Below are 25376 nucleotides of genomic sequence, written 5' to 3'. Positions count from 1 at the left end.
CGTTGACTCCCCCCATTACGTTAGTATTTTTTAACTTCAGACAACTAAACATGGACGCAAAGAGCTCTACGCATTTGATTGCGCCCACAGTCAATTGCAGTCAGGCCATCGCCCCGACCTTGAAGAAGCCCACCACCTGCTGCAGTTGCGCAGCCTGGCTGCTCATCTCCTCGGCGGTGGCCGCCAGCTCTTTGCTGCTGCTGGAGTTTTGCTGGGTAATCTGGTTCAACTGAGCCATGGCGGTGTTGATCTGGCCCACGCCGCTGGACTGCCCGCTGGATGCCGCCGCAATCTCCTGCACCAATTCCGAGATCTTCTGGATGCTGGGCAGCATCGCATTCAGCAACTGCCCTGCGCGCTCAGCCATCACCACCGAGCCACCGGCCAGCTCGCTGATTTCCTGCGCCGCTACCTGGCTGCGCTCGGCCAGTTTGCGCACTTCGGCGGCCACCACGGCAAAGCCCTGGCCGTGCTCGCCCGCCCGTGCCGCCTCAATCGCCGCGTTCAGCGCCAGCAGATTGGTCTGGTAGGCGATGTCGTCGATGATGCCGATCTTGCCGGCGATGCTCTTCATTGCAGCCACCGTCCGTTTCACCGCTTCACCGCCCTCCCCCGCTTCCTTCGCGGCCTTGGCGGCCTTGGCGGCCATATCGTCGGTGACCTTGGCGTTATCCGTGTTGTGCGTGATGGAGGCGTTCATTTGTTCAACCGACGCGGAGGTTTTCCCCACGCTGGCGGCCTGCTCGCCAGCGCCCTGCGACAGACTCTGCGCGGTCGTGCTGATGTCCGCAGACGCGAACGACAGCTTGTCCGCCGTATAGCGCACCTCAGTGACCACCTGCGACAGTCTCTCGGTCATGGTCTTCATCGCCAGCATCAATTGCCCGACCTCGTCGTTCGAATTCGACTCCAGCCGGACCGTAAAGTCGCCTTCGGCCAGACGCTGGGCCGCAAACGACGCGCGATGGATATTGCCCGCCAGCGAGCGCGTCAGCGCGATGCCCGCGACCAACGCGACGCCGATGGCGAACAGCGTGGCCAGCACCAAGGCATGGCGGATAGTGACGACCTCGGCTCGTTGTGCGACCAGCGTCTGCTCCATAGCCTCTTCCTCGCGATCAATACCCGTTCTGATGGTCTCGATGTGCTTACCCTTCAGTGGCATGGTCTCGGCCATCAGCTTTGCACGCGCAGAGGACTGATCCCCTACTACCAGCAATTCAAGCGCCTTGGTACGGCTGTCTACATACTCCTTGCGGGCTGCCATCACCGTGGCCAGCGTGGCCTTACCTTGCGGGCTGGTCAGCATGCGCTGGGCGAGCTCGGTGTAGTGCTGGGTCAGGGTTGCAGATTTTTCCCTCATGCGCTCGATGGCTTGACGCACCTGCGCACGGTCATCCAGGTACATCACGGCTAAAATATCCTGCGCGTTTTCATTGACCACGTTGATCACACGTTGCGATAGCTGCACCTTGGGCCACAGCTCGCTCGTCAGGGTGTCGGCATGCTGGTCAACCTTCGCCAGCCCCATCCAGCTGATCACCGTGCACAGCGCGATCAACAGCACCAGCAAGGCGTAGCTGCCACCGAGCTTGGTACGTAGCCTCAAATTCCGAAAAAATTGGCGAAGAAATTTCATATTGCGTTGCAGAAAATTGCCATTCAGGAGCTTGCCACGTCGCCACCCGCGGCTCCAGCCAGTGCGGCCATCTCATCCACCGACAGCACATGGTGGATGTTGAGGATGATCACGAACTTGCCGTTCACCTTGCCCATGCCGCACATGAAGTCAGCGCGGATGTGGGCGCCAAAGGACGGCGGTGGCTCAATCTCGGCAGCCGGTATCTCCAGCACGGCATTGACTGCGTCTACCATCACGCCCACCACCTGGGTGTCGTGCTGGGCGCCATTGCCACCGGCCACTTCCACGATCACGATGCAGGTGCGCCGCGTAACGGTGGTCGCGCCTTCGCCAAAGCGTGCGCTGAGATCAATCACCGGCACCACCGCACCACGCAAGTTGATGACCCCGCGGATGAAGCTGGGCATGCGCGGCACCTCGGTCAGGTTGCCGTATTCAAGGATTTCCTTGATGGCCAGGATGCCCATGGCGTAGGTCTCGCCACCGAGCATGAAGGTCAGGTACTGGTGCTGGTCGAGCTGGCTGTGCCCGATGGTGGCACTCAGCACGGCAGGCGTTTTTTGTTGTGCTGAGATCATGGCACTCATGTCAATCTCCTTAGAGGCGGACGAAGCTAGCTTCGTTGGCTTCTGCAATCTTGGAAACCATCCTGCTGACAATCAACAGTGCAGCTCCGGTCTTGCCCATGCAAGTGGCCACCGCGCGCTGTTACTCAAAAATGCACGAAACTGGCTTCGTTGACCGCTGCATTCTTGGTTGCAGTAGCTTTGCTGCTCAGGCGGACTGAAGGCACTCTGGACGCAATGGCTGCTCTGGGTGTGGTCACAGCCTTCATCTGGCCACCCTCCACCTTGAAGAAGCCCATCGCTTCCTGCAGCTGTGCCGCCTGGCCGCTCATCTCTTCCGCTGTGGCCGCCAGCTCTTCACTGCTGCTGGCGTTCTGCTGGGTGATCTGGTTGAGTTGTTCCATGGCGGCGTTGATCTGGCCCACGCCCGTGGATTGCTCGCTGGATGCCGCGGCTATCTCCTGCACCAGCTCGGATGTCTTGCCAATCGCGGGCACAATGGCGTCGAGCAGCTTGCCAGCGCTCTCAGCCTTGTCCACGCTGCCGCTGGCCAGTTCGCTGATTTCCTGCGCCGCCACCTGGCTGCGCTCGGCCAGCTTGCGGACTTCGGCGGCCACCACAGCAAAGCCCTTGCCATGCTCGCCCGCCCGTGCCGCCTCGATTGCGGCGTTCAGCGCCAAGAGGTTGGTCTGGTAGGCGATGTCATCGATGATGCCGATCTTGCCCGCGATGCTCTTCATCGCTGCTACGGTGTCTTTCACGGCAGCGCCACCCTCCACCGCCTGTTTGGCCGCTTGCGAAGCCATGCCGTCTGTGACCTTGGCGTTGTCGGTGTTTTGGTTGATGCTGGCGCTCATCTGTTCGATGGAAGAACTGGTTTCCTCCACACTCGCTGCTTGTTCACTGGTGGCCTGGCTCATGCTCTGCGCCGTGGTTGAGACTTGTTCGCTGGCCGAAGCAATGCTGCTGGCCGCTGCATTGACTTCACCGATAACTTGCGAGAGCTTGGCCACCGTGTTGTTGAGGGCTTGCTTAACCCGATCGAAAGCACCTTCGTAGTCGCGGGTCACGACCTGCGTCAGGTCACCATGCTCCAGCGCCTGCGCCACCTGGATGGTATCTTTGAACGCGGTGTCAACCGTGTCGGAGAGCTGGTTGAGCAGTTCGGAGAGTTCCTTTGTAAAGCCCGCCTTGCCTTCCAAGAGCATCTTGGTACTGAAGTCTCCCATGTTGGCCGAGGCAACCATGTTCTGAATTTCACCAACAATGCCCTTGAGGTTGCCGCGCAACTGCTCGATGGTGTGATTGATGAACACTTTCTTGCCAGGCAACGTCTCCATGGGAGCATCAAGGTTACCTTCACCAAACGCCTTGACGCAGGCCATGGCCTTTTTCTTCACTTCAATGTGTCCAAATACCATGGTATTGACACCCTTGGCCATCAATGCAAAGTCATTCTTGAACTTGCCCTCGTCGATCTTGACATCAATGTCTCCCTTGTCGTGTTCGGCAGACATATGGTTCATCTCGGCAATAAGTCCCTTGAGATTTCCGCGTATCTGCTCAATGGTGTCGTTGATGAATACCTTCTTGCCAGGCAGCTTCTCCATCGGTGCATCAAAATTGCCTACACCGAATTCCTGGATGCAAGCCATGGCTTTCTTCTTGACCGCAACGTGGCCGAAGACCATGGTGTTCACGCCTTCGGCCACGACCTTGAAAGAGCCGCCAAACTTGGCGCCGTCCATTGCCACATCGATGTCGCCCTTGTCGTGTTCGGCAGACATATGGTTCATCTGTGCGATCAAGCCTTGCAGCGTGTCCGACATGTTCTTCATCGCCGCCATCAAGCTGCCGCGGTCACCGGCCTGGAGTTCGACCTTAGCGCTCAGATCGCCTGCAGCAATCTGGTTGGCAATGGCTGTCACCGCATCCGGCTCACCACCCAACTGGCGCAGTAAGGCTCGTGTGACCGTAAACCCGATGATGCCGACCGCAGCCAACGTGAGGGCAGAAACTAATAGCGCGAGATTGAGCGCATGGGCCTTGGTAGCCGCTGCCTCATCGGAACCCTTCTTTCCCAGATCCACGTTGTATTGGAACTGATCGTCGATGACCGTACCCAACTTATCGGCAACGGGACGACTTTTGTCTATGAGGGCACGGGCCTTTGCCAGGCCGGCCTCTCCTTTGCGGGACTCCACCAGGATAGGTTCAATATGGGACTCGTATTCCGCAAACAAGCTGCTCACCTGGCGCAGCAGCTCCTTGTCCTTATCGTCGCAGATACACGAACCTCCCAAGCAACCATCCTTCTCATACCTCTTGATATCATCGTGAACACCTTCGATATTCTTTTTGAGGCTGGCCTCAAGCTCAACCATCTTCTCATCGTCGGTATTCAGAACATGTCGGGCTACCATCAGGCGGGTACGCAAAACATTCCGGCGTAAGTCGTCCAAAATGACCAGGCTCGGCACTGTATTGGCGTTGGCGTAATTGGCAGCCTCATACACCTTGTCAACCTGCTGCTGACCTAGACCAGTTAGCACAGCAATGCCAAGCAGCGCAGAGCCGGCCAGCAGAATCATTTTTTTTGCAACGGTAAGTTTCATTTAATTGCCTTTTGAAATTTCTATTCACGCCTAATGCCTGTAGCTCAATAGATATAGGCGAAAGAAGCTATTAATTTGATAGCAATTAGCGATTCAAGGCCAGCACACGTCCCCGCTCTTCTGCTGGTTCCTCACTGGTCACCACCTGGCGCATAAGACCGGGCACGTCCAGAATCAAGGCCACTTCGCCACTACCCAGAATAGTGAAGCCACCGATACCCCGGATCTGTTGCAGCACCTTGCCCAATGGTTTGATGACGGTCTGGTATTCGCCCATGAGTTTGTCCACCACCAGCCCAACTTTGTGGTCTCTGTAGCGCACGATCACGATGCTCTCACGGCGCACGGGCTCGCCCACCACCTCAAAGTGCTCGCGCAGGCGGCAGTAGGGCAGCACTTCGCCGCGCAGATTGAGGTAGCGCTTTTCGCCGCTGTCGCGCTCTACGTCACTGAGCTCGATGCATTCGACCACCATGTCTAGCGGAATGACATAAGCAGCATTACCCACCCCCACCAGAAAGCCGTCAATGATGGCCAGGGTGAGTGGTAGGCGGATGCGTACCGTGCTGCCTTGACCTTCGGTGCTGTCCAGCTCTATCGTGCCACGCAAATCGGTGATATTGCGGCGCACCACGTCCATGCCGACACCGCGTCCGGACAAGTTGCTAACCGTATCGGCGGTGGAGAAACCAGCCTCGAAAATAAGGTTGTGTATTTCTTTATCGCTCAGATTTTGACCTTCGGTGATCAGCTCGCGTTCCAGGGCCTTCTTAAGAATTCGCTCCTTGTTCAGGCCACCGCCATCATCCGCGACTTCGATCACTATGCTGCCTGCATCGTGGTATGCATTGAGTTTGAGCATGCCCTTGGGTGATTTACCGCGCGCCAGGCGGACCTCGGCCGATTCAATACCGTGATCCATCGAGTTGCGCACCAGATGGGTGAGCGGATCGCCAATGCGCTCGACCACGGTTTTGTCGAGCTCGGTATCGGCTCCACTGATGACCAGTTCAATGTCCTTACCCAGCTCTTTTCCGACATCACGAACCACGCGCTGGAATCGGCTGAAGGTAGCGCCAATCTGCACCATGCGCAAATTGAGCGCGGAGTCACGCACCTCTTCCACTAACCTGGAAAGAGTGGCAGTAGCTTCCAGCAAGTCAGGAAACCCTGCACGTTGAGCCGCGAGGCTGGCACCGGCTCCGGCAATGATGAGTTCACCTACGAGATTGATCAGGACGTCAAGCTTGTCTGCATCCACCCGGATAAGATTGGCTTCGGCGACCTTGCTGTTTTTACGCTGTTTTTGTTTTTCCAGCGCGGCGTCTACTACCGGTGGCTGCACCATGTGTTCGCCTATCAGCACTTCGCCAATCGGGCGCTGGGTTTGGCCCGGCATTTGGCCCTGGGCCTTTTGAATGCGTAGTGCGGTATCCAACTCATTCTGCGTCAATGTGCCGCAGCGTACCAACATATCGCCGAGCAGGATGTCTTGCTCCTGTGGCAGCTCAAAGATCAGGTTTGAGTACTCTGTAATCTTGCTGTGTGGTGGAAGGATACGGATGCGGCAATCTTCACGCACAAACTCAAACACGCCTTCGATGGCCGCCTTGTCGACCTGGCTCTTGAAGCCAATCTCGAATCCAAGATAACAGCTTTCAGGGTCCATCTCGACAGCGGGTGGAATCCCACTTGTCAACGTGACGATATGAACAATTTCCCCCAGTGTTCCAAGGTAACGGATGAAGGACAGCGGGTCCATACCGTTCTTCAGCACATCCCGTCCAAAGCGCAGCGACAGGTGCCAATGGTCGGTTTCCACCTCGCCTCCCCCCTGGGCGGTATATGGCAGCACGTATTCAGCAGGCACAGCGGCGGCAGGAGTTACATCCACCGCAAGCTCGTCATCTAAATACGAACCCAGCTGTTCAATCAAGGACAGACCTTGCTCAGCGACTGGCCCAGCAAGCTCGCCGCCCATAGCGATGTTGTCCACCAGTGCACTCATATGGTCACCACTTTGGAGCAGCAACGCCACCAGTTCCGGGCTTACCAGCAATTCATTGCTACGCACTCTATCGAGCACGCTCTCGGCCACATGGGTAAAGGCGACGATGCCGTTCAACCCAAACAAACCAGCCGAGCCTTTAATGGTATGTGCTGCACGAAAAATAGCGTTAATGGTGTCGGCATCGTCCGGGTTTTGCTCAATGCACAACAACGCCTCTTCCATATGCTCCAGCAGGTCACGGCATTCGGCGATAAAGGTCTGTAATGCGTCGTCGAAATTCATGTTGTTATTTCTGTGGATAGACCAGAACGTTGTCACCAAAAAAACCTTCAAGCTCGCAGAGGTCCAATACATCCAGTACCGCCGGGCTATGACTGGTAATACTCAGGGTCTTATTGCGCACCGCCGCTTCGGTCTTGAGCATGAGCAGCAGCTGCAAGCCAGCGGAGTCGATTTCGCTGACGCCAACCAAGTTCATCTCTACGGTCTCGCACTGTGCCAACGAGAGCAGGAGCTTGTCTTTCAACTCCATAGCGTTGTAGATCGTCATCTCACCGACTATGGTGATGCGGGATAGGCCGCCCGCGGCAAGTTCCACGGTCACTTCCATGCAGAGCTCCTCAGGATGGGATGGCTGCATGCCGCTCAGGGCAAGATCAGTTTCGCGACTGCGGCCAGCATTTGCGCGGGCTGAAAGGGTTTGACCACCCATGCCCTTGCTCCTGCAGCCTGGCCTGCCATTTTTTTAGCTTCACCCGCTTCGGTGGTCAACATGATGATGGGTGTAAATTTGTAGGCAGGCAACTTCTTGACTTCGGTGACAAAGGTAATGCCGTCCATATTGGGCATGTTGACGTCACTGATGATGAGGTGAACTTTCTGACCCTTGAGTTTGCCCAGGGCATCACGGCCATCACAGCCTTCAATGACATCGTAGCCAGCCCCCTTGAGGGCAATACTGACAACTTGCCGCAAAGAGGCGGAGTCATCCACAATCAAAATGGTCTTGGCCACATCTATCTCCTAGAAAAAAGTAATTTCGGTTGAACTTGCTGGAGCCTGTCCGCTACCGCCACTGTGCGCCGCATACTGCTCCTGCGTGGTGTACGTACTGGCGAGCGCTTCCAGCCAGGCGACGGAATCCACGGGCTGCGGCATGACGCCTACGGCGAGATTTTTTGCGCTCTCGTCCAGCGCGACGCTCAGCTTGTCCTGGTCGTTCCGGACATGGCTGAGCATCTGGCTGACACGGTCCTGGAACTGGAGCGCCACTAGCACTTCGCTGATCTCACCCTGGATGAGTTGACTCTCCTGGCGCAATACCTGGGCAGATTCGTCCAGGTCGGTCGCCGTGCCACGAAACTGCCCCAGTACGCGCTCGATCACCCCTTCCGAATGGGACACCATCTGCGCATCCTGCTCAGCGTATTGGTTGGATATCTTGAGCGTGTTAGCTATCGCCTTATTGACTGTTTCAACGGTGTCAGCGATCCGCTTTCCAGTTTCGCCTGACTGCTGGGACAGCATGCGCACCTCCGTGGCGACCACGGCAAAACCACGCCCCACTGCGCCAGCACGCGCCGCCTCAATGGCGGCATTGATAGCCAATAAATTGGTCTGCTGGGCGATGGCGCCTACGTCTTTCGCCATTTGCTGGAGCGCTTCGGTAAAGCGGGAAAGTCCTTGCACCTCGTGTAGAAGCTCGTCTTTTTCCTTGAGACTGAGGCGAAGTGAGGCGACGATGGAGTTGAGTTCGGTCTGACTGGCGATCAAAAGTGTCACGATGCTTTTGGTTGCACCGTCACCATCCGCGCTGACGTGTGATGCGCATACCGCGGCTTCGAGGCGCTGGGACAGGTTCGCAAAGCGGGTTGCCAAATCATTGATGCCTTGCTCGGTCTGGTCACGCGCCATCTCGATCTGGCTCGACCAGATGGGCAGGACTTCCATGCACAGCTGCTTCAAGCCATCAATAGACTGGGCCCGAATCTTTGTCTGCTGGTACCGATTCACCGCTTTGCTTAGCCGGACCGCCCACCAAGCCGAAACAACCGTGACCACGGCTACGCCAGTTGTCAGAACCAGCGGCGAGATGCCGGCAGGTGCCCAAGGGGCGATTACACCTACAGCACCACACAAAAAACAGGGCAGCATCGCCTTGTAATAACCACGCCCACTTACCTTCATTCGCATGCTCGTCCAGTCCCCATTACCTTACGTGGTCGTTTAGTGGGGCTGTCGGACAACCCCCAAATGCGGAGGATGAACGAACTCAAAAGAATGCGCTATCAGGCACTCTTGATTTGAGTGTAAGGAAATGCTTAGGAAATATCAGGGCATTCCGAATGATGGGCTTGCATCACCAAGGAAACCTTCGAATCAGACCTGCCGGCTCCCCATCAGCAGCGATTAGCAGGATCATCCCGTCATGCTGTGGACTTTACGCCCGACACGGAACACAGATCTTCACCACGGTGCCCATGCTGGGTGCGGAGTCAATCGAGAGTTCTCCGCCCAAATGACGCGCCTGCTCGGATAAACCTATCAGGCCAAAAGCTTTTTCAGAGCGCGGTGCACTTGTGTCGAAGCCGCAGCCATTGTCTCGGACTGTCAGGCAACAGAGATCCGAGCTAGCTTGGAACAACATATGGACCCGCGTCGCGACAGCATGCAGAACCACGTTAATCAGGACTGCCTGCGCAGCACGAAACAAGAAGACGGATACCTCTCCGCACAGCTGAATATCCTCCTGCAGATCCAGCTCGAACTGCAGCCCAATGCCCTTGAAATCATCGCTCAGCCAGCGCAGCGCAGGGATCAGCCCCAAATCAAGCACGGTAGGGCGCAACATTGAAACAATATCCCGAATGCGGGCAATGCTGCTATTCGCGATGCCACGCATCGCGGATAACAGACTGACGTCACCACTCATCTCAAACAATGCAAGGTTCATGCGTAGCGCCGAGAGATTCTGGGCCAAATCTTCGTGAATTTGGTGGGCTAGGTCCTGACGTTCTTTTTCATGCTCCGTTTCCTGGTGCGCCGCCAACGCGCGCAGGATATCGTGAGACTTGCGCAAACGCTCCTCGGCTTGCTTAAGAGTGGAAACATTGCGCCCGACCGCAAGTACGCTCATCACCCGTCCAGTGGTGTCGAATTCAGGATTGACACGGATATGAAAACAGACAGGAACGTCCTCTTGACGCCAGTTCAGTTCCAATTCGCCGACTTGTGCGCTGTCAATCACCCGCCGGACCAAGTCGCTGTAGGTGCTGGCAACATCCACTGGAAAGGGGAAGTATTCGGCCATGGTCTTGCCCAGGAGTTCTGCACTGGGCACGCCCGATACACCCGAATAGGACGGATTGCAGTAGATGCGACGACCTTCTACATCGTAGCGGACGATGACGTCGGGAGAGTTTTCGACCAGGGAGCGAAACTCACTTTCCCGACGGACCAGCTCGGACTCAAGGCGCTTACGTTCGGTGACATCCCGCCCGATACCCAACACGCCAACGGCCTCACCATTGGATGCGTACAAAGGCACCTTGCGAGTTTCGAGTAGTGCCCGACGACCATCGTCTGCCATGGTGACCCATTCTTCGTTCAAGCAAACACAACCCGCTTCCATTGCCGCCCTATCCTTGCTGCGGAAGAAGTCGGCTAACGTGGAATCAACGAATTCATAATCGGTCTTACCAATAATGTCCGCCTCTGGTGCACCAAAAAAACGCTCGAATGCATGGTTACACACAAGATACCGCCCTTCCACATCCTTCAGCCAGACGAGGTCGGGAATACTCTGAAGCACACCGAGCAAACGGTTGCGGGCTTCCTCAAGAGCACGTTCGGTATTCTTGCGTTCGCTAATATCTCGCGAAAGCAGGATGAAACGAGGACTATCCGCTTGGGGGTGGGCTTTCCTGGAAATGGACAATTCAAACCAGTGCTCGCCATCAGGAAGTGCTAGGCGCATGACCTGACCATAAGATGTACCAGTCTCATGCGCTTCGCGCAGGGCCGCCATGACGACCGCTGTCGCATCAGGAGCCAGAACTTCGGCGCAAGTGCGCCCAAGCAAAAGTTCTTTGCGCTGCGCCAATAACTCAGGGGTGTGCGCCCATACCTGAAGGTAGGTGCCGTTGATATCCGTTTCAAACAGCAAATCAGGAAGGGCCTGCAAGGTGGCCTTCCAGTCGGCGCTCAGATTACGGATGGTTTGCTCGGCCTTCACGCGTTCACTCACATCACGCCCAATGGTCAGCACGCCGACGATCTGATCATCGTCGTACTCAGCGACCATGCGGACATGGTGAACACGGATTTCGCCGTTGGGGTGCGAAACTGGAAGCTCCAACTCGGCAGGCTCGCCCGTGGCCATGACACATTCAAGCAGGCTCCGGTATGCAGTCGTCTCTCCGACGTCACAAACCGTGTTGCCCCGTGCCGGTAGGAGGTCCGCGGCAACACCCGATGCCATTGCCGGATTGGCGTACTGTACGCGGAGTTGGTGGTCGTAGCGAACAATGTGGTCAGGCAAGTTCTCGGCCAGGGTACGGAATTCCCGCTCGCGGATAGCGAGCACCTGTTCCATACGCTTGCGCTCGGTAATTTCCAGCGCAATGCCATGCCAAAGGAGACCGCCGTTGGCTTCGCGCTCGGGGGTACAGCGCGTCTCCAGCCAGCGCTCCGGCCAACCAGGGCGCCGCACGCGATACTCCACCTGGATCGGCGCCATCGTATAGGCTGCATCCGCGTAAGCGCTCTTAACCCGGTGCAGGTCTTCGAGGCTCGTCATTTTCAGCAGTGATGCTATGTCGTCCCGTACATCTGCGGGCTGCAGTCCATAAAGTTCATTGATGCCAGCGCTAGCGAAGGGCATACTGAAATGGCCTTCGGGCGAGACGCGCAGGGAATAGGCAAAACCGGGCATCTTGAACAAAAACCGGGACATCCGGCGCTCGGCATCGCGCACCTCTGTGATGTCGCGGGCCAGGGTCAGCACGGATTCCACCTGCCCCTCTGCGCCCCACTCGGGTACCAGAAGCATGTGGTAATCGTGGTGCCGACCGTCCCGGTCGACATAGTCAAGGTCGGTATATGCGGACTCGCCACTGTCGAATACCTGGTGGATCGCTTGCATCAGATTCCGGCTTTGCTCGGAAACCAGTAGCGCGCCATCAGCGGGTGAACTGCCGATTAACTCTTCGACCGGCCTATCGGTCATTCTGCCGACTACCGGATTCATATACAGGCGACGACAACCCCGGTCGTAACGGCAGATGAAATCAGGCGAGTTTTCCGCCAGGGTGCGGAAACTGCGTTCACGCACGGCCAGTGCGTCTTCCAGACTGCGGTGTTCGGTGACATCGCGCATGATCGAAAGCACGCCCACCACGGAACCATCAGCGGCAAACTCCGGGCCAAAATGATTTTGAAAGTGTATGAGCCGACCATCCGGTGCCCAGTATTCCACTTCGCCCACAATCGACAAACCGGTGGCGAGAACATAGCGGATATCCCGCAGCAACTTCTCGTTCTCCGGCACGGTGGCAAGTGGCACGTCTTGGGGGGCATGCCCCACCAATTGAGCCGACTTCTTGCCGGTAATGCGCTCTACCGCCGGGCTGGCATAGGTACGGCGGCCATCGCTGTCGTAACGGAAAATGGGGTCAGGCAGATTCTCGACCAGCGTGCGAAAGCCCTGTTCGCTACGCCGCAACTCTACTTCCATGCGTTGACGCTCTACAACCCAGTCACTTAAGCGCCAAAGTTCCAGAATCGGCGGCAAAGCCGGCGACTGAATGCCCCCTTCGGTTGACAGCGCATCCAGATATGCAGTAACACGCCCCGTATACCGGACGATTGCAACATACAACAGCCACATGCTCAAAACGGGTAGGGCTACAAGCCCGAGCAGCGCGACCATGCCGCCGGTGGAACGAGAAAACAAGAAGACGCATATCACCAGAGCAAGCGCCACTAGCCCGATGCCAAGCGCCAGCATGGAAAAAACGAAAGCCAAACTCCACAGGCGAGAAGAAGGCCGCGTCGTCATGATCAGTTCGTCTTCTTCTTGAAACAAAGATTGGATGGATTGTAAGGATTCCAAACCCAGTTAAAGATCGGAAATCTCGGCGCATAGGTGTCGCGCGCTGGACGATCATATGGCCGCTTGTTGAACAACTTCTAACGAGTCCTAAAAAATTCCGATGCATACCGACCCGCATAGAGCTGGGCGCACATTTTTAGCATCCGCTTTATGCGCGTTGACCACCTTACAGTCGATTGAGCGCAATTGTGTGATTTTTTACAGCTAAAGCAACACACCAAAAACAGAGAATATACAACTCGCGCGGCGAGTCCTCTGGGAAGAACTCACCCTGTTATCGCTCCGATATACGGGCCACATTAGGCACTTCAAACAATTCGCCACCCTCCGCCATGCTGAAGAATGGATAATTTTCATAATGCTGCCCTCCCAACTCCTACAGGAATGTCCACCCCTCTAGGACGAAGCCGCAGGAGCAATGTTTTACTCGTGTTGTGGTTTTCGTTAACTGGGACCTCTAGCCTTTATGTTTCCAGCTCGGTCCTAGCAAACAGCCAGCATGCATACAACCAATCGCAGGTCAATGTCACTACCGGACTGACTGATACGAAACAGGCTTACACACGGACCAAACAGGCCGCCTCCATCGCAACCACAAGCGCGTCGGAAATAACCTATCAACGCTCCGTTGAAGCATCCGATCCTGCTGTCGAAGTGGACAAAGAAAAAACGGACACGCGCATGATGGACCCTGCTCAGCGCTACGCAATCGAAAGCAAGCAGCGAGAAGTCGACGAATTGACGCGTCGCAACAAAGAACTAGATGCGGAACTCCGGCAGCGTGTGCTCTACTCTCGCCTGCATTGGACAGCCCTTTGTGGCGGCAGCTTCGCACTTCTCGGTACCTTATATTTTTTTCTGCGCATGCGGCGCTCCCATCGCATGCTGGAAGAGCTCAACATGCAGGTGCAGCGATCCAAAAACCAATTATTGGCTACGCTTGATGCAATCCCGGACCCGTTGTTCGTGTTAGGACTGGATGGTCGATACTACGATTTTCATTCTCCTCGCACCGATTTGCTGATAGCACCCGCAGAAATTCTCATTGGCAAAACTGTGCGTGATGTACTTCCACCTGATGCTGCAGATATTTGTATGTCAGCATTGAACGAAGCTTATAAAAACGGGGGATCAACAGGTAAGCAATTTAAATTATCTCTAACGCATGGCACATGCTGGTTCGAACTCTCCGTGTCTCGCAAACCAACATACTCAGGGCAGGAATCGCGTTTCGTCGTCGTCGCCCGCGATATCACCGAGCGCAAACGAATGGAAAGTCACCTTGAGGAATCGCAACGTTTGTTGCGTCAATTAGCGGCCCGCAACGAGTTTGCGAGAGAAGAAGAGCGTAAATTCCTGACGCGCGAAATCCATGACGAAATGGGGCAATATCTTCTGGCATTGCGTATGGGTGTTTCCGTAATAAATCTCCAGTTCGGCGGCGATAACCCCGCGTTACGGGAAAGAACACAACGCTTAATCGCAATGGTGGATTCCACCATCAAAGTAGTTCGCAACGTGGTGACATCGCTACGCCCGGCTGCACTCGATATGGGGATCATATTTGCGCTAGAGTGGCTCGTAGGCGAGTACTCCGAAAAAACGGGACTGCAATGCAATCTGCACATCGCCGATGCAGACATTCATCTAGACGATAAGAGCGCCACTGCCCTCTTTCGCATCGTGCAAGAATCTCTCACCAACATCGGAAGACATGCTCAAGCCGACCAAGTAAAGGTGACCTTGAAACGCAATGCAGGCAACTACCTACTTGAGGTGCGGGACAATGGCCAAGGCTTTGATCCGACCATACGCAAAGAAAAATCATTTGGCCTACTCAGCATCCGGGAGCGAGCACTTATGCTGGGGGGGGACCTTTGCATATCAAGCGCCCCAGGCCACGCCACGGCCATACAAGTGCATTTCCCCATTCCTAAAATAATGTATGAAGCAGCATGAAAATATTGATTGCAGATGATCACACCTTGGTACGCGAAGGCTTGAAACAATTATTTGCGTTAAGCAGAGAGGTGGACGTTGTCGCAGAGGCCGTAGACGGCGGGCAAGTGCTTGACGCGGTGCGTGCGGGGGGACTGGATTTAGTATTGCTTGACATGACGATGCCAGGCATCAATGGTGCCGATTTGATCAGTCGCATTCGCGCGCAAGATGGAGCACCGCCCATCTTGGTACTGAGTATGCACAACGAGGCACAAATTGCCCGCAGAGCCTTAACAGCAGGCGCCTCCGGATATTTGACCAAGGACAGCCACCCTCATATTTTGCTGGCGGCAATGCGCAAAGTAACCTTAGGCGGACGCTTCATCGATCCAGTGTTGGCAGAAAAAATGGTATTCGAAGGCAGTGGCAACACACAGCGACCTCCACATGAGCTACTTTCCGAACGGGAGTTGCATATTCTTAAACTACTGGCACACGGCCTCAGTGTGAATGAAGCAGCAGCAGAGTTGGCTATTAGCAACAAAACCGTAAGTACCCATAAGGCGCGTTTAATGCAGAAAATGGGATTTCAAAATAACTCGGAAATAGTTCGCTATGCCGTCGAATTCAATTTGATTGAATAGGCAACCATGTTCTGATAAAGAACAAGAGAATCCAGAACAAACCCACATGCAATTCTTAGGCCCCACGAGGGTCGATTCATTTGTATGAAGATACATGCTGTAAACCTCCGCCGCAGCTTGCTGCCCCGAATCGGCGCATCAGTTTTCAATTCAGTCGCTTGTTCAGCATTGCCCTAAGAAATACACGCTGACCAATCAGCGCTGCCTACTGCGCGACGTTGACTTTGAATACCCACGTTTCTCCGTAGCTTCATGGGTTTCAAGAAGCATTGCAAACACCTCGGCCATCGTCACGCGTAGGCCGTTAACACGTTCACGCATATGCTTGTACACCCGAGCTTCGGTCATGCGCTGGTAGTCCACCAACACGCGGATCGCCCCTTCGATCTGGCGACGTGACTTGATAGTGGATTCAGGGTTTTCAATTTTCCCATGTTGGCGTTACTGAAACCCCTGCGGTGCCCTGGCCAGTACCATGATGCTGAGAATGCCCGACGAGCGAAATGGTTTTTTGATGACGCCAGGGCACTTTGTGTCCCTCTGCAACTTTAGCGTTTTCGGACTTTCGTAGTCAGAGAGCGCCACGAAGGCAGTGTCCTCCGCGCTTGCAAACAGAAAACATGAACCCTCCCTGCCATCGCTAACGATGTTCAGCCCATTCCAGCTCGGCCATTTGCGGCGGCGCCCAAGGTCAACACTGGCTACGACTCAAGACGCGGTGAAACCACCATCCGTGGCCAAGACATGCCCCACCACATACGAAGCCTCATCCGAAGCCAGCCAAACCACAGCTTCGGCGACTTCCTCTGGTTTCCCCATGCGCCGCAGTGGCAGAGAGGCGGCCACGGTCGACATGTCCGCGATACCCGACGCCAGCATCATTTCGGTTACCACACGCCCAGGTGCCACTGCGTTGATGCGGACACCGCGCGGCGCACATTCCATGGCAGCCGAACGCATCAGGGAGATCACGGCAGCCTTGGAGGCGGAATACAACGACAGACCCGGATTAGGATTGCGCAGACCACTGACCGAGGCATTGATGACGATGCGGCCAGCACCCTGTGCGGCCATAACCGGCACTTGGTATTTCAAGCACAAGAATACCGAGCGCACGTTGGCATTAAAGACACTGTCGTACACACTATTGTTTTGCTCCTCAATTGGAGCGCGCCGCTCCTGAAAGCCCGCATTGTTGAACGCCACGTCCAGGCTGCCGAAGCACTCCACAGTTGTTTGGATAAGCCGTGCCACATCTTCCTCCCGCGTGACATCTGTTTGTACAAACAGTGATTGCACACCTAAAGAACGGCATTCGGCAGCCACCATCCTCCCCTCATGTACACGACGATTAGCGATCACAACAGCCACAGCGCCTTCGTCCGCCATACAGATCGCGGTGGAACGACCAATACCGCTGCCGCCACCCGTGACCAATCCAACGCGCCCCGCCATGCGACCACGCCTTACAGGCAAGCCGTTCTGCTGCTGAAGTACCTCCATACCAACTCACCCCATCTAGGTCATTGATTTAACTAGTTGCATGGTACAACCAATATCAAAGAAAAGAAAATGAAATTTTTTTGAGATCCGGTACTTGCTGAATGTGTCTATGCAGTTTCACGCCAGACGGTGCGCGAACTCGGTTTCATGCAAGCAATACTGTTGAGAGCCGATTCCCCACCTTCTTCGGCCCACGCTTCCTGGAAGTCAATGGCTTCCGCTCCGCTGGTCGATGTGTGTATTTGGAGGAATTCAGCATCACGCGAATTCCAGTACGAAGTGCAACGCAAAGAAAGAGGGTTGGGTCAAGAGTGAATTGGATGTACTGTTGTGACCGGCCAGCCCCAAACGTTGCATCATTGCTATACGCACTTGGCCCAAGAAGAACGATGCCAAATCCACCAGCTCAAACGCCAAGGTATCCCTCTGTGCACATAGCCGCAGAGCTGGGGAGGCGGCGCCATTGCAATCGATCACCCGCTGAATGCAAGCGCCTCCTAGCCATCATTGCCATCAACCGCCTACATGCCACAGGTGGGCGCTATGCACTTAGCACTATGTGCATCGGTACGGACCAAGGTATTGCACTAATTCTTGAAAGAATCTGCTTGGCCTTCGCATTACTATGGACAACCCATACGGCACAGCGACAAGCCATTTCAAAAACTCCCTCGAGGGGCGAGTACACGCCCAAAAGCTAGTGCGATGGCCGCGATGTTAATAACAAAGAACAGTTATTCTGGGCAATTAAAGTCGTCAGCAGTCTCCTAGGATCCATGCGGATTTGCAGCCTTTCAAATTTGAAATAGAGCACAGAGAAGACGTAGACAAGTTTTTTCTACAGAGGATCGACCGGGAAATTAACGCAGAAGTCTGAGACACATGTTGTAGCCGTGTGATGAATCATTCACATGTAGATATCTTCTTGGTCGACACGTATAGCGCTATCGGGTTGCTACAGCCTCGGATTCCTGGGGGCGCCAGCCGCCGCCGAGCGCCTTGAATGCCGCGACCGCCGCGCGTGCGGATTCGGTTTGCGCTTGCGCCCGCATATCGGAGGCACGCAGCAGGCTCTCGTCTGCTTGCAGGACTTCGACAATGCTGACCACGCCTTTCTGGTACGCCGCAAACGATGCCCCCCGGGCTCGGCTGAACGAATCCACACCCCCAGCCAGTATGCCGGCCTGGTCCTCGCGTTTTACCAGGGCCGAAAACGCGTTTTCCACATCTTCCGTCGCATGCAGGATGGCCAGCCGATAGCTGGCCAGCGCCTCGGCCTCCCGGCCCTTGGCCAGATCGATCTGCGCGTTGATGCGGCCAAAGTCGAACAGGCGCCAGCGCAGGCCCAGCACACCGGCGGCCTGGCTGGCGCCGCTGGTGAACAGGTTACCGCTGGACACCGAGGTTGCGCTGCCTATTAGTCCGCTCAACGAGAGCTTGGGGTAATACTCGGCGATGGCCACGCCGATGCGCGCGTTGGACGCAGCGAGGCGGCGTTCGGCCACGATCAGGTCGGGCCGGCGCCGGAGTAGATCGCCCGGCGAGCCAGTGGACGCGATCTGCGGGGCGCTGGGGATAGCGCCTGTATTGGCAAGCTCGGCCCGGTATGTACCGGGCGACTTGCCCAGCATTACATCCAGCGCGTTCATCGCGGTATCCAACCCCGCTTCGAGCACTGGTATAGATGCCCGTACCTGGGCCAGAGCGCCTTCGACCTGGCGCACTTGAAGCGCGGCGGCCAGTCCCTTGTTGTAGAGCAGTTGGAGAGTGGACAGCAGGTCTTGCTGTGTCTGCACCTGCTTCCGAGCAATCTCGAGGCGGGTTTGCAGTCCGCGGATGCCTATATAGACATCGGCGGTCTGTGCCGCCACCGCCAGGCGTGTTGCCGCCGCGCCGGCTTCCGATGCCTGGTATTCGGCAACGGCCGCCTCCCGCTCGCGGCGCAGGCCACCGAATAGGTCCAGTTCCCATCCGAGGCCCAGATTGGCCTCATAGGCATTGCCATAACGGTCCAACCCAGGTCTTGCATTCAAGACCTGCCCCAATGGCGTTTCAACCGATTGGTAAGCCCGGGCACCCTGGGCGCTGATGGTGCCGGAAGGCAGCAACGCGGCATTCGCGGCGCCGAGCCCGGCGCGCACCTGGGCGACGCGGGTAGACGCCTGCGCGAGGTCCAGATTCTGCTCCAGTGCCAGCGTGACAAAGCGAGTCAGCTGCGGGTCACCAAAGCCCTCCCACCACACAATCAGGTCAGCTGTCGTGCTGGCATGCCGTTGCGCGACTGCCGTTTCACCCAGGTAGCGATCTGGCATGGGCGTGTCGGGTCGGGCATAGTCCGGCCCGACAGCGCAACCGGCTGAAAGACTGGCGATGGCCAGCATGAGGAGAGTGCGTTTTAGCATGGGCATCTTCCGCTAAGTGGATTGAATAATTGGATTGTGACTATATTACAATATGGTCACTGGCTGTGCAAGTTTACGACAAGGGTTAAGCTGTTGGATATGAATAAAGCAACTACTGCGGCGAGCACGGGGCGCGGCCCGGTCGATCACGATGTGCGGGACCAGATCGTCACCGCGGCCACCGACCACTTCCGCCTGTATGGCTACGAGAAGACGACAGTCTCCGATCTCGCCAAAGCCATCGGGTTTTCCAAGGCCTACATCTACAAGTTCTTTGAATCCAAGCAGGCCATCGGCGAAGTGATTTGTGCAAATTGCCTGCAGCAGATCGAAGCAGATGTCATGACGGCGGTGGACGGGGCCGACCGCGCCCCCGAAAAGTTGAGGCGTATGTTCAAAGCCGTGGTCGAGTCCAGCCTTCGCCTGTTCTTTGAAAACCGCAAGCTGCATGACATTGCAGCCTCGGCCGCCAGCGAACACTGGGAGGCGGTACGCGTGTTCGAGGGGCGCATCCAGGCCATTCTGCAAGACATCCTGCGCCAAGGGCGCGAGAGCGAGGAGTTCGAGCACAAAACGCCGCTGGATGAGACCGCTATGGCCATTCAATTGGTCCTGCGGCCCTACCTGAATCCGGTGTTGCTGCAGCACAGCTTGGATTACGCCGCAGCCGCACCGACCCAACTTTCCAGCTTGGTGTTGCGCAGTCTGTCGCCATAAGAAGACTAAATTGTTTGTGACCATTGACAATATTAGTCACTAGAAACACAATGAAATCCTGTTTAGTTTTTTTACGGGATTTCTATGCGCCGCCGCCTCGCTTTCACTGTTCTTGTTTCCGCGTTGCCGTTTGCATTGATCGCATGCAACGAGAAGACGCCACCTGACCCACGCACCGCAGTCCCGCTGGTGCGCGCTGCTAGCGTGCAAAACGCGGCCTCCGCGTCCCGTGCTTTCACCGGCAGCGTTGCCGCCCGGGTGCAAAGCGATATGGGCTTCCGCGTCGCCGGCAAGGTATTGGAGCGGCTGGTGGATGCCGGGCAAGCCGTGAAGCGCGGGCAGCTGCTGATGCGCATCGATCCGGTCGATCTGAAGCTGGCAGTCCATGCGCAGCAGGAGGCTGTCGCTGCCGCCCGGGCGCGGGCGCAGCAAACAGCGGAGGACGAGGCCCGCTACCGCGATCTACGCGGCACCGGTGCCATATCGGCGTCAGCCTACGACCAGGTCAAGGCGGCTGCCGATACCGCCAAAGCCCAGCTGAATGCGGCGGAAGCCCAGGCCGAAGTTGCGCGCAACGCGAGCCGCTACACCGAACTGCTGGCGGATGCCGATGGTGTCGTCATGGAAACGCTGGTCGAACCCGGCCAGGTCATCAATGTGGGACAGGTGGCGGTACGCCTGGCCCATGCCGGACGCCGCGAAGCCATCGTCCAGCTGCCAGAAACCTTGCGCCCTGCGGTCGGCTCCGTCGGCCAGGCCGCGCTTTTTGGCAAAGAAGGTGTGACCGTTCCAAGCAAGCTCCGGCAGTTGTCGGATACCGCAGACCGGCAGACCCGCACCTTCGAAGCCAGGTATGTGCTCGAGGGGGAGCTGTCCAACGCCCCCTTGGGCAGCACGGTCACGATCCAGATTCCTGAGGTGCAGTCCGCTGCGCAAGAAAGCGTGCGGGTTCCGATGGGCTCGTTGTTCGATGCTGGCAAAGGGCCGGGGGTTTGGGTTATCGCAGGTGAGCCGGCAAAGGTCGCCTGGCGGTCGGTCAAAGTCCAGCACCTGGACGACGATAGTGCGCGTGTCACGGGTTCACTCAAGCAAGGCGACCGAATCGTTGCCTTGGGCGCACACCTGTTACGTGAGGGTGAGTCGGTACGGGTGGCAGGTCAGGCCGTCACCACCGTCGCGGGAGTGTGGCCATGAGCGAAGGCCGCTTCAACCTCTCAGCGCTGGCTGTACGCGAGCGCTCCATCACTTTGTTTCTGATCTGCCTGATCTCGCTAGCGGGGCTTTTTTCATTCTTCAAGCTGGGGCGGGCAGAAGACCCGTCCTTCACGATCAAGACGATGACCATCGTCACCGCCTGGCCAGGAGCCACTGCGCAGGAAATGCAGGACCAAGTCACTGAGAAGCTTGAAAAGCGCATGCAGGAATTGCGCTGGTACGACCGTACCGAGACCTTTACGCGACCTGGTTTGGCCTTCACTATTCTGAACTTGCAGGACAACACCCCCCCTGCGGAGGTAGAAAAGGAGTTCTACCAGGCCCGCAAGAAGCTCGGCGACGAGGCAGGCAACCTGCCTTCCGGTGTGATCGGGCCCATGGTCAACGACGAATATTCGGACGTCACCTTTGGGCTGTACGCCCTCAAGTCCAAGGGCGAGCCGCAGCGATTGCTGGTACGCGATGCAGAGACGCTACGCCAGCGGCTGCTGCACGTAGCGGGTGTAAAGAAGGTCAACATCATCGGCGAACAGCCCGAGCGCATTTATGTCGAGTTCTCGCATGAACGCTTGGCAACGCTGGGGGTCAGCCAGCAAGATGTGTTCACCGCGCTCAATAGCCAGAATGCCCTGACGCCGGCCGGGTCGGTTGAAACCAAGGGCCCGCAGGTATTCATTCGCCTGGATGGCGCTTTCGATGAACTGCAAAAGATCCGCGACACGCCAGTAGTTGCACAAGGCCGCACGCTGAAGCTGTCGGACGTCGCCACCGTTAGGCGTGGTTATGAAGACCCGGCAACCTTCATGGTGCGCAATGGCGGCGAGCCAGCCTTGCTGTTGGGCGTCGTGATGCGCGACGGCTGGAACGGGCTTGATTTGGGCAAGGCGCTGGACAGCGAGGTAGGTGCCATCAACGCCGAGATGCCATTGGGCATGGGCCTGACCAAAGTGACGGACCAAGCCGTCAACATCAAGTCGTCGGTCGATGAGTTCATGGTCAAGTTCTTTGCCGCGCTGCTGGTGGTCATGGTGGTGTGCTTTGTGAGCATGGGCTGGCGCGTCGGTGTCGTGGTCGCTGCTGCCGTACCGTTGACGCTGGCGGTGGTATTCATAGTGATGATGGCAACTGGCAAAAACTTTGACCGCATCACCCTGGGTTCGTTGATTCTGGGGCTGGGCCTGCTGGTGGACGACGCCATCATCGCCATCGAAATGATGGTAGTGAAAATGGAAGAGGGCTACAGCCGTGTAGCCGCCTCTGCCTATGCTTGGAGCCACACCGCGGCGCCCATGCTCTCGGGCACGCTGGTAACGGCGGTCGGTTTCATGCCCAATGGTTTCGCACCGTCATCTGCGGGTGAATACACCAGCAATATGTTCTGGATCGTCGGCATTGCCCTGATCGCGTCCTGGGTGGTGGCTGTGGTTTTCACACCCTACCTGGGCGTGAAGATGCTGCCCGACGTCAAAAAGGTCGAAGGCGGACACGAGGCGCTGTACAACACACCACGCTACAACCGTTTCCGCCAAGTTCTGGGTCAGGTCATCGCCCGCAAATGGCTGGTCGCTGGTTCGGTCGTGGCACTGTTTGTCCTGTCCGTGCTGGGTATGGGCGTGGTGAAGAAACAGTTCTTCCCGATCTCCGACCGGCCAGAAGTGCTGGTCGAAGTACAAATGCCCTATGGCACGGCCATCACGCAAACCAGCGATGCTTCGGCGAAGGTGGAAGCCTGGCTGTCCAAGCAAGAGGAAGCCAAGATCGTCACCTCCTACATCGGCCAGGGCGCGCCGCGATTCTTCTTCTCGATGGGGCCGGAGCTTCCCGACCCGTCGTTTGCCAAGATCGTCATCCGTACGGACAACCAGGGCGAGCGCGACGCACTGAAAACCCGGCTGCGCCAGGCCATTGCCGACGGACTGGCGCCCGAAGCACGGGTTCGCGTCACCCAGCTGGTATTCGGCCCGTATTCGCCATTCCCTGTGGCTTACCGTGTGACGGGTCCAGACCCGGAAAAGCTGCGCGGCATTGCTGCGGAGGTGCAACAAGTCATGACGGCCAGCCCGATGATGCGCACGGTCAACTCCGACTGGGGCACACGCACACCCACGCTGCACTTCAGCTTGCAGCAAGACCGCTTGCAGGCGATGGGGTTGAGCTCGAGCGCGGTAGCGCAACAGCTGCAATTCTTGTTGAGCGGTGTGCCAGTGACTGCGGTGCGCGAGGACATTCGTACCGTGCAGGTGGTGGTCCGTTCGGCTGGCGCTATCCGGCTCGACCCGGCAAAGATTGGCGACTTCACGCTGGCCGGCGCTAACGAACAACGCATTCCGCTGTCACAAGTCGGCAAGGTGGAGGTGCACATGGAGGAACCTATCGTTCGCCGGCGCGACCGCGTGCCGACAATCACCGTGCGGGGCGACATTGCCGATGGCTTGCAGCCGCCAGACGTGTCGACCGCCATCACCAAGCAGCTCCAGCCCATCGTGGACAAGCTACCAAGTGGCTATCACATAGTGGAGGCTGGCTCCATTGAAGAATCCGCCAAAGCAACCAAAGCCATGTTGCCGCTGTTCCCGCTCATGCTCGCGATCACCTTGCTCATCATCATTTTGCAAGTGCGGTCCATGTCCGCGATGGTGATGGTCTTCTTGACCAGCCCATTGGGCCTGACTGGCGTGGTACCAACGCTGTTGCTGTTCCAGCAACCGTTTGGCATCAATGCGCTGGTGGGGTTGATTGCGCTGTCCGGCATTTTGATGCGCAATACGCTCATTCTCATCGGACAAATCCACCACAACGAGCAGGAGGGGCTGGCGCCGTTTCAAGCAGTCGTCGAGGCCACGGTGCAACGCGCCCGGCCCGTCATCTTGACAGCCTTGGCGGCCATCTTCGCCTTCATGCCGCTGACGCACTCGGTGTTCTGGGGCACGCTGGCTTACACGCTGATCGGCGGCACCTTGGCGGGAACCGTCATGACGCTGGTGTTCCTGCCGGCCATGTATTCCATCTGGTTCAAGATCCGGCCGGCCCCATCGCACCAGTGATCTGTGATTTATCTCTATTCACCCCTACCTAAATAGCTAAAAGGAACAGCCATGTCGAACTCTAAAGTTGTCGTTATTACCGGCGTGTCGTCGGGCATTGGACGCGCCACCGCAATCAAGTTTGCCCAGCAGGGTTGCCGAGTATTTGGCACCGTGCGCAACACGGCAAAAGCCCAGGCAATACCTGGTGTTACCCTCATTGAGATGGACATCCGCGACGAAGCATCGATTGAGCGCGGAATCCAGACCATCATTGCCCAAGCCCAGCGCATCGATGTGTTGGTCAATAGCGCTGGTGTGACGCTACTGGGTGCGACGGAAGAAACCTCGATTGCCGAAGCTCAGACGCTGTTCGACACCAACCTCTACGGCCTCTTGCGTACCATCAAGGCCGTGCTGCCGCACATGCGCGAGCAGCGTTCTGGCCGCATTGTCAACGTCAGCTCGGTGTTGGGCTTTCTGCCTGCACCGTACATGGCGCTCTATTCGGCCTCCAAGCATGCCGTTGAAGGGCTGTCCGAGACTCTGGGCCACGAGGTTCGCCAATTCGGCATCCGCGTGGCACTTGTCGAACCATCCTTCACCAAAACCAACCTGGATCTCAACGCGCCCCAGACCGTGGCCAAAATCCCGGACTACGACAAAGAACTAGGCGTCGTCTCGAAGGCAATCCAGAACAATGTCCAAAAGGCACCCAGTCCCGATGGAGTCGCCGCCACGATTGTCGATGCCGCTTTGGGAGCATGGAAGATGCGCCGTACACCCAAAGGCGAGGCGTCTCTTCTGGCCAAGCTGCGCCGCTTCATGCCCGCTGGCCCCGTGGAAAAAGGTCTGCGCAAGACATTCGGACTCACCTGAATCGATTCCCCCTCTACCCGTTGCAAGCAATCAAGGGGCTTGACTCTAAGGGGGCATGCGCATCAATTGATCGGTAACCCACCGCCTCGGACAACAAGACCATCAT

Annotated in this window: 17 protein-coding genes and 1 pseudogene; 7 read left to right on the top strand and 11 right to left on the bottom strand. The window is 56.9% G+C overall.

Going from position 1 to position 25376, the window contains the following annotated elements:
- Positions 1-100 precede the first annotated feature (100 nt).
- The 8 genes from AC07R0_RS21005 to AC07R0_RS20970 form a co-directional block, all read right to left on the bottom strand.
- Positions 101-1639: a methyl-accepting chemotaxis protein gene (locus AC07R0_RS21005; RefSeq protein ID WP_495106304.1), complete on the bottom strand. Its 1539-nt coding sequence runs from the start codon at positions 1637-1639 to the stop codon at positions 101-103.
- 23 nt (positions 1640-1662) lie between these two features.
- Positions 1663-2229, bottom strand: coding sequence for a chemotaxis protein CheW (locus AC07R0_RS21000; RefSeq protein ID WP_495106303.1), 567 nt, complete (start codon positions 2227-2229; stop codon positions 1663-1665).
- Positions 2230-2354: 125 nt separating this feature from the next.
- Positions 2355-4823 carry a methyl-accepting chemotaxis protein gene (locus AC07R0_RS20995; RefSeq protein WP_495106302.1) on the bottom strand — a complete coding sequence of 823 codons (2469 nt, stop codon included), beginning with the start codon at positions 4821-4823 and terminating at the stop codon, positions 2355-2357.
- A gap of 85 nt (positions 4824-4908) precedes the next feature.
- On the bottom strand, positions 4909-7116 hold the full coding sequence (locus AC07R0_RS20990) for a chemotaxis protein CheA (RefSeq protein WP_495106301.1): 2208 nt from the start codon (positions 7114-7116) through the stop codon (positions 4909-4911).
- A gap of 4 nt (positions 7117-7120) precedes the next feature.
- Positions 7121-7444, bottom strand: a complete 324-nt coding sequence (locus tag AC07R0_RS20985; protein WP_495106300.1) for an STAS domain-containing protein — start codon at positions 7442-7444, stop codon at positions 7121-7123.
- A gap of 35 nt (positions 7445-7479) precedes the next feature.
- The gene (locus AC07R0_RS20980; protein ID WP_495097802.1) at positions 7480-7848 is read right to left on the bottom strand and encodes a response regulator; all 369 of its coding nucleotides are present in this window, start codon (positions 7846-7848) and stop codon (positions 7480-7482) included.
- A 9-nt stretch (positions 7849-7857) separates the two neighbouring features.
- The gene (locus AC07R0_RS20975) at positions 7858-9027 is read right to left on the bottom strand and encodes a methyl-accepting chemotaxis protein (RefSeq protein ID WP_495106299.1); all 1170 of its coding nucleotides are present in this window, start codon (positions 9025-9027) and stop codon (positions 7858-7860) included.
- 247 nt (positions 9028-9274) lie between these two features.
- Positions 9275-12946 (bottom strand): PAS domain-containing protein, encoded by a 3672-nt coding sequence (locus AC07R0_RS20970; RefSeq protein ID WP_495106298.1) that lies wholly within the window; start codon positions 12944-12946, stop codon positions 9275-9277.
- Positions 12947-13330: 384 nt separating this feature from the next.
- On the opposite strand from AC07R0_RS20970, the gene AC07R0_RS20965 reads away from it, so the two are divergent.
- Both AC07R0_RS20965 and AC07R0_RS20960 read left to right on the top strand, forming a co-directional pair.
- A complete protein-coding gene (locus tag AC07R0_RS20965) occupies positions 13331-14905 on the top strand; it encodes a PAS domain-containing sensor histidine kinase (RefSeq protein ID WP_495106297.1) in 1575 nt (524 codons plus the stop codon).
- Positions 14902-15531, top strand: coding sequence for a response regulator (locus AC07R0_RS20960; protein ID WP_495106296.1), 630 nt, complete (start codon positions 14902-14904; stop codon positions 15529-15531). The genes AC07R0_RS20965 and AC07R0_RS20960 overlap by 4 nt, the downstream gene beginning before the upstream one ends.
- Positions 15532-15972: 441 nt before the next feature.
- Here the strand turns inward: AC07R0_RS20960 and AC07R0_RS20955 are convergent, their stop codons facing one another.
- Positions 15973-16146 (bottom strand): hypothetical protein, encoded by a 174-nt coding sequence (locus AC07R0_RS20955; protein ID WP_495106379.1) that lies wholly within the window; start codon positions 16144-16146, stop codon positions 15973-15975.
- A gap of 93 nt (positions 16147-16239) precedes the next feature.
- Positions 16240-16986 carry an SDR family NAD(P)-dependent oxidoreductase gene (locus AC07R0_RS20950; RefSeq protein ID WP_495106295.1) on the bottom strand — a complete coding sequence of 249 codons (747 nt, stop codon included), beginning with the start codon at positions 16984-16986 and terminating at the stop codon, positions 16240-16242.
- A gap of 501 nt (positions 16987-17487) precedes the next feature.
- Between AC07R0_RS20950 and AC07R0_RS20945 the strand changes: the two are divergent.
- Positions 17488-17639, top strand: a pseudogene (locus AC07R0_RS20945) (3-oxoadipyl-CoA thiolase); the annotation flags it as partial.
- Positions 17640-17978: 339 nt separating this feature from the next.
- Here the strand turns inward: AC07R0_RS20945 and AC07R0_RS20940 are convergent.
- The gene (locus tag AC07R0_RS20940; protein ID WP_495106294.1) at positions 17979-19436 is read right to left on the bottom strand and encodes an efflux transporter outer membrane subunit; all 1458 of its coding nucleotides are present in this window, start codon (positions 19434-19436) and stop codon (positions 17979-17981) included.
- A gap of 99 nt (positions 19437-19535) precedes the next feature.
- On the opposite strand from AC07R0_RS20940, the gene AC07R0_RS20935 reads away from it, so the two are divergent.
- From AC07R0_RS20935 to AC07R0_RS20920, 4 genes are all read left to right on the top strand, one after another.
- On the top strand, positions 19536-20153 hold the full coding sequence (locus AC07R0_RS20935) for a TetR/AcrR family transcriptional regulator (protein ID WP_495106293.1): 618 nt from the start codon (positions 19536-19538) through the stop codon (positions 20151-20153).
- 84 nt (positions 20154-20237) lie between these two features.
- Complete coding sequence (locus AC07R0_RS20930) at positions 20238-21347, top strand: efflux RND transporter periplasmic adaptor subunit (RefSeq protein ID WP_495106292.1); 1110 nt, start codon at positions 20238-20240, stop codon at positions 21345-21347.
- Positions 21344-24412, top strand: a complete 3069-nt coding sequence (locus tag AC07R0_RS20925) for an efflux RND transporter permease subunit (protein WP_495106291.1) — start codon at positions 21344-21346, stop codon at positions 24410-24412. The genes AC07R0_RS20930 and AC07R0_RS20925 overlap by 4 nt, the downstream gene beginning before the upstream one ends.
- Before the next feature lie 51 nt (positions 24413-24463).
- Positions 24464-25270, top strand: coding sequence for an oxidoreductase (locus tag AC07R0_RS20920; RefSeq protein WP_495106290.1), 807 nt, complete (start codon positions 24464-24466; stop codon positions 25268-25270).
- Positions 25271-25376 lie beyond the last annotated feature (106 nt).

Source organism: Rhodoferax sp. GW821-FHT07F03, assembly GCF_059418745.1.
Note: the sequence above shows the minus strand (reverse complement) of the source record. Positions and strands in the feature narration are given on the sequence as shown.

What these genes read in the sequence shown, in the direction of transcription:
- AC07R0_RS20960 (WP_495106296.1), top strand. Translation starts at nt 14,902, where the DNA reads ATGAAAATATTGATTGCAGATGATCACACCTTGGTACGCGAAGGCTTG.
- AC07R0_RS21000 (WP_495106303.1), bottom strand. Translation starts at nt 2,229, where the DNA reads ATGAGTGCCATGATCTCAGCACAACAAAAAACGCCTGCCGTGCTGAGT.
- AC07R0_RS20935 (WP_495106293.1), top strand. Translation starts at nt 19,536, where the DNA reads ATGAATAAAGCAACTACTGCGGCGAGCACGGGGCGCGGCCCGGTCGAT.
- AC07R0_RS20940 (WP_495106294.1), bottom strand. Translation starts at nt 19,436, where the DNA reads ATGCTAAAACGCACTCTCCTCATGCTGGCCATCGCCAGTCTTTCAGCC.
- AC07R0_RS20950 (WP_495106295.1), bottom strand. Translation starts at nt 16,986, where the DNA reads ATGGCGGGGCGCGTTGGATTGGTCACGGGTGGCGGCAGCGGTATTGGT.
- AC07R0_RS20925 (WP_495106291.1), top strand. Translation starts at nt 21,344, where the DNA reads ATGAGCGAAGGCCGCTTCAACCTCTCAGCGCTGGCTGTACGCGAGCGC.
- AC07R0_RS20930 (WP_495106292.1), top strand. Translation starts at nt 20,238, where the DNA reads ATGCGCCGCCGCCTCGCTTTCACTGTTCTTGTTTCCGCGTTGCCGTTT.
- AC07R0_RS20995 (WP_495106302.1), bottom strand. Translation starts at nt 4,823, where the DNA reads ATGAAACTTACCGTTGCAAAAAAAATGATTCTGCTGGCCGGCTCTGCG.
- AC07R0_RS20920 (WP_495106290.1), top strand. Translation starts at nt 24,464, where the DNA reads ATGTCGAACTCTAAAGTTGTCGTTATTACCGGCGTGTCGTCGGGCATT.
- AC07R0_RS20990 (WP_495106301.1), bottom strand. Translation starts at nt 7,116, where the DNA reads ATGAATTTCGACGACGCATTACAGACCTTTATCGCCGAATGCCGTGAC.
- AC07R0_RS21005 (WP_495106304.1), bottom strand. Translation starts at nt 1,639, where the DNA reads ATGAAATTTCTTCGCCAATTTTTTCGGAATTTGAGGCTACGTACCAAG.
- AC07R0_RS20965 (WP_495106297.1), top strand. Translation starts at nt 13,331, where the DNA reads ATGTCCACCCCTCTAGGACGAAGCCGCAGGAGCAATGTTTTACTCGTG.
- AC07R0_RS20985 (WP_495106300.1), bottom strand. Translation starts at nt 7,444, where the DNA reads ATGGAAGTGACCGTGGAACTTGCCGCGGGCGGCCTATCCCGCATCACC.
- AC07R0_RS20975 (WP_495106299.1), bottom strand. Translation starts at nt 9,027, where the DNA reads ATGCGAATGAAGGTAAGTGGGCGTGGTTATTACAAGGCGATGCTGCCC.